This window comes from Cyanobacteriota bacterium (genome assembly GCA_025054735.1).
Taxonomy (GTDB): Bacteria; Cyanobacteriota; Cyanobacteriia; order SKYG9; family SKYG9; genus SKYG9.
The window spans coordinates 1-4771 of record JANWZG010000320.1; the positions used below are offsets into that span (position 1 = coordinate 1).

General features: G+C 49.6%; 6 protein-coding genes. 3 read left to right on the forward strand and 3 right to left on the reverse strand.

From position 1 onward, the window contains the following. Positions 1-153, forward strand: a 153-nt coding sequence (locus NZ772_14095) for a sorbosone dehydrogenase family protein (protein ID MCS6814681.1), incomplete at its 5' end; no start/stop codon positions are given. Between the two features lie 90 nt (positions 154-243). Here the strand turns inward: NZ772_14095 and NZ772_14100 are convergent. From NZ772_14100 to NZ772_14110, 3 genes are read right to left on the reverse strand one after another with little or no spacing between them, the layout of a single operon-like run. Beyond that, entirely contained in the window at positions 244-843 is a 600-nt protein-coding gene (locus NZ772_14100; protein ID MCS6814682.1) for an ATP-dependent Clp protease proteolytic subunit, read from the reverse strand. 34 nt (positions 844-877) lie between these two features. Beyond that, complete coding sequence (locus NZ772_14105) at positions 878-1501, reverse strand: ATP-dependent Clp protease proteolytic subunit (GenBank protein MCS6814683.1); 624 nt, start codon at positions 1499-1501, stop codon at positions 878-880. 14 nt (positions 1502-1515) lie between these two features. Continuing rightward, a complete protein-coding gene (locus tag NZ772_14110; GenBank protein MCS6814684.1) occupies positions 1516-2220 on the reverse strand; it encodes an ATP-dependent Clp protease proteolytic subunit in 705 nt (234 codons plus the stop codon). Between the two features lie 178 nt (positions 2221-2398). Between NZ772_14110 and NZ772_14115 the strand changes: the two genes are divergently transcribed. Then, positions 2399-4063, forward strand: a complete 1665-nt coding sequence (locus NZ772_14115; protein MCS6814685.1) for a bifunctional pantoate--beta-alanine ligase/(d)CMP kinase — start codon at positions 2399-2401, stop codon at positions 4061-4063. Between the two features lie 162 nt (positions 4064-4225). Next, positions 4226-4597, forward strand: coding sequence for a hypothetical protein (locus NZ772_14120; protein ID MCS6814686.1), 372 nt, complete (start codon positions 4226-4228; stop codon positions 4595-4597). The last annotated feature ends 174 nt before the right edge of the window (positions 4598-4771 follow it).

Consider the following 4771-nt stretch of genomic DNA (forward strand, 5'->3'; position numbering starts at 1 on the left):
TATTATGAGGATTTTCTTACTGGCTTTTTGGTGGATCCTTCGGTGCCAACTACTTGGGGGCGGCCTGTAGGACTACTGGTTTTACCGGACGGAAGCCTGCTGTTTACAGAAGAAGCCAACAATCGCATCTATCGCGTTCAGTATGGCCAGTAAATCACTTGCAGTACCCCACATTCGCCATGTTCATTTAGTCTGCGGGGGCATTACACCATAGGAACATCTGCTAACAACTGACAGTAGCACCTAGGTAGAGCTATCTAGTAACACCTGGTCGATTATGCCGTACTCTTTGGCTTCTCGAGGTGACATAAAGTAGTCTCGGTCAGTATCACGCTCGATTCGCTCTAGGGGCTGCCCTGTGCAGTCTGCCAACATTTGGTTTAGTTGCGATCGCACTCGCAAAATCTCCCTGGCCTCAATCTCAATATCCGTAGCCTGCCGCCGACCAGTGCCCCCCATCGGTTGGTGAATCATGATGCGAGCGTGGGGCAATGCCAAGCGCTTACCCTTGGTGCCAGCCGCTAGCAAGAAAGATCCCATAGAGGCTGCTAGCCCAACACAGATGGTAACCACCTCAGACTTAATATGCTGCATGGTGTCATAAATTGCCATGCCAGCCGTGACGGAACCGCCAGGAGAGTTGATGTACAGATAGATCGGCTTATTTGGATCTTCAGAATCTAGATAGAGCAGATAGGCTACGATCGCGTTGGCAATGCCATCGTCCACCTCTTCTGACAAAAAGATAATCCGTTCCCGGAACAGCCGCTCATAGATATTGATCCACTGCTCGTAGGGACTACCGGGAAGACGATAGGGAACGCTAGGAATTCCAATAGGCATAGTAGTGAAATAGGTGTAGTTAAGGGGTAAAGGGTTAAGGCTTGGTTTTTTTTTCCAAAACTAGGTCAATTAGACCGTAGTCCTTCGCTTCGTAAGGGGTCATATAGCTGACGCGATCAATATCCTTGAGAATTTTTTCGGGAGGTTGCCCAGTGTTGCGAGCCAGAATATCAACAATCAGAGCACGCTTGGCAAGCACAGCATCAGCACTAATTTCAATGTCGGTAGCTTGTCCACGGGTAGCACTAAACCGCGGTTGCGTCAAGGCAATACTGGTATGAGGCAGGCTAGCTCGTTTGCCCTTAGTACCAGATGACAACAACAATGCTGCCATACCAGCCGCATTACCCAGGCAGATGGTGACAATCTCTGACTTAATGTGCTGCATGGTGTCATAGATGGCCATACCAGCAACGATCGACATCAACCCTGTGGCAACATCGCCTAAGGAGTTGATATACAGATAAATCGGCTTAGATTTATCCTCAGAGTCGAGATACAACATGGCAGACACGAGGGAATTGGCCAGGGAGTCGGTAATAGGCTGGTTGAGAAAAATAATTCGCTCTTGGTTAAGGCGAGTGTAGATATTAATCCACTGCCAATAGGGACTGCCAGGAATGTTATAGGGTACGCGCAGAATGTCATCAACAGGCATAGACCAGCACCAAATTAGGAGGACGACGCACTCAAAGCCGGAGCAGGTACAGCCGTAGGCAACGCTTTTGTGCTTTCCAGCACACGATCGATTAAGCCATACTCCTTCGCTTCTGGTGGAGTTAGGTAAAACATGCGGTTAGTGTCCTTATCAATCTTTTCCACTGGTTGCCCTGTATTGCGAGCCAGAATATCTAGCATAGCAGCCTTGTTTGCCAGCACCTCTTTGGCATAGATCTGGATATCAGTAGCCTGGCCACGGGTGCCACTGCGAGGCTGGTTAAGGACGATCGTCGCATGGGGCAAACTCGCTCGAAAACCCTTCGTGCCTGATGACAGAATCATGGCTGCGGTTCCCATTGCTTGCCCAATACAAATGGTGTGAACCGGAGGCTTGATGTAGTTGATGGTGTCACAAATGGCAAAGGCTTCCGTTTCATACCCCAGCCAGTCACCTGTGTACCACGAGGTACCCGTTGAGTTGATGTAAAAGTAGATAGGCTTTTCTGGATCCTCGAATTGCAAGTACAACAGTTGAGCAATAATTAGTTTTGTCACGTCAACGCCGATTTGGCGTTTGTAGTCATCAGGGGAAACCAAGGGTGTTCCCAGATAAATGATCCGTTCCTTGAGTAACAAGGATGGCAAGTCTGGCGGTGGAGTACGGTAATAGGCATCCCCATAGTATTGGGTTTGCACAGCCCTAATTGGTTGACTCATGAGGGTTACACTATCGTATAGTCATCTCTTTTTCTTATAGTAGCGTGACCTAACGACTCTTTCAGGTGGATTACCGAACTGCAGCCGAGAGTGGCAACAGTAGATTTGCAGAGAGAGACTTAGGGCTTGTACAATCATGCGCGGTCAGGGTTAATACTAGCAACAGAGGGGGAACATAGTGCGGCTGTTTACAACGGTAGCTGGGTTACGTTGCTACTTGTCATTACAACGAGCGAGCAACAGTGTGGATATTGGCTTGGTACCCACAATGGGATCGCTGCACCAAGGACATCTCAGCCTCATTCAGCGAGCACGCCGAGAAAATGCTCTCGTGGTGGTTAGTATTTTTGTCAATCCGCTGCAATTTGGGCCAACTGAAGACTTTCACGCATATCCACGCACGTTAGAGAGCGATCGCCAGCTTTGTGAACAGGCTGGAGTAGATGTGATATTTGCTCCCACAGCGGCTGAGTTGGGCATTACTGTTGCTAATGATGCGGCTCACGAGCACTCTGCTATAACCCAAGTAATCCCACCATCTCACCTAACCCAGGGGTTATGTGGACAAACTCGACCAGGACATTTTCAAGGAGTAGCAACGATCGTCACGAAGCTATTGAACATCGTGCAGCCCGATCGCGCCTACTTTGGCCAAAAGGATGCGCAGCAATTAGTTGTGATTCAGCAACTCGTAGCTGATCTAAACTTGCCAGTGGAAATTGTTGCCTGTCCCATCGTCCGAGAAGCGAGTGGACTAGCCTTTAGCTCTCGCAACCAATATCTCTCTGGCCCTGAACGTGACCAAGCCACTGTAATCTATCGCAGTCTCAAACAGGCAATGCAAATGTTTCGCCAAGGTGAACGCAGAGCTAGCTCGTTGATAGCAGTAGTTCACCATACGTTAGCAACCGAGCCGGCGATCGTCCCTGAATATGTAGCGCTTGTGGATCCGGCTACCCTAGCCCCCTTGGATATGGTCACCAACACCGGACTGTTAGCAATTGCTGCCCGTCTAGGAACTACTCGTTTGATTGATAACGTTCTTCTCAAGGCACGCCGTCCGATCATCGCGATTGACGGCCCTGCTGGAGCTGGCAAGTCTACTGTTACCCAATTAGTGGCAGAAAAGCTAGGGCTACTGCACCTAAATACAGGTGCGATGTACCGAGCAGTCACTTGGCTAGTGCGGCAAGCAGGCATTGCTTGGGATGATGAGGCTGCGATCGCTGAGTTAGTTAGCAACTGCCAGATTCAGGTGTCGGGTGTAATTTTTCAGATAGCCAGTGCTCAAGTATCGATTACTGAACCAATCATAGAGCAGCCGCAGAGTCAATTGATTGACGATGACAGCTTATCGACTACTCTCAGTCGGTCACAGGTCAAGGTAAACGGGCAAGACGTGACCGATGCAATTCGCTCCCCTGAAGTTACAGCCATGGTGTCAGCTATCTCAGCCCAGCCTGCAGTGCGGCGAATCTTGGTGCAGGCACAGCGACTGTTTGGGCGTAATGGCAATATTGTTGCAGAAGGGCGAGATGTCGGTAGTGTGGTCTTTCCTGACGCGGAGGTCAAGATTTTTCTCACAGCCTCGGCAGAAGAGCGCGCCCGTCGTCGTCAACGAGAGTTTCGCCAGCAGGGCAAACCAGAGGTGTCATTGCCAGAGCTAGTGGCCACGATCGCCGCCCGTGATGACTACGACAGCACTCGTCGCGTGTCACCGCTCCGTAAAGCCGTTGATGCTGTGGAAATTCATACCGATAATGTCACAATCGACAAAGTTGTGCAGCAGATTATCCAACTCTATAAAGCTGCACTATCCAAGGCAGACGTGCCAACAGCATAGAGTTGCGCTATAGTGCTTGCGGTTTAGTGTCATAGTGCTATGATGTAGCTCCTACAGCTCTTTCGTACAGTGCTTAACGATAGCTAACCATAGGGTTGAGGCCTTTGAGCATAAGCCTTACCATTCTCAACGTTGACGTTAGTTCTCACCGAATCTTTACCAATGGCTACGACATCCACACCCAACCATCGTCTAGGTTTTAAGCGATCGCGACCAGCACGTGTTCGGCGTGCACGTCGGGCCAACCCATTGCTAGGTATAACAATAGAAACGTCTGTAAAACTTACTGTCAATCTGTTACTGTCGGCCCTTGCTGGTGTCAGTCTGCTAAAGATGGTGCCAGACTACCTAACCCAGCAAAAGCAACTGACTGAAATCAACACCCAAGTTCAGCAGGCAGAGGCACGAGTTAAGCAATTACAAACTGACTTTAGCCTCTATTTTGATCCCGCTCAAGAAAGCGTGTCGCTGCAAAATTCTGCCCACTACATTAAGCCCTACCAACGGCGAATTATATGGGCAAATCCTCGTTAAGCTCGCACACGGGTGCAAAGACTGCTATCCAGACTAGTTAACCAGACTAGCTAACCAATTGTAAACTTGCTGGCTAAGACGCTGCGAGAAAGACTCAACTCCAGGTGCTGGCAGCAATGCTAAAGCCCGTTGATAGTCAGCGATCGCATAATTCCAGTCACCCCAGAGGTGATA

Excerpts from the sequence above, each read along its gene's own strand:
- NZ772_14100 (MCS6814682.1), bottom strand. The coding sequence starts at position 843 with ATGCCTATTGGAATTCCTAGCGTTCCCTATCGTCTTCCCGGTAGTCCC.
- NZ772_14105 (MCS6814683.1), bottom strand. The coding sequence starts at position 1,501 with ATGCCTGTTGATGACATTCTGCGCGTACCCTATAACATTCCTGGCAGT.
- NZ772_14110 (MCS6814684.1), bottom strand. The coding sequence starts at position 2,220 with ATGAGTCAACCAATTAGGGCTGTGCAAACCCAATACTATGGGGATGCC.
- NZ772_14120 (MCS6814686.1), top strand. The coding sequence starts at position 4,226 with ATGGCTACGACATCCACACCCAACCATCGTCTAGGTTTTAAGCGATCG.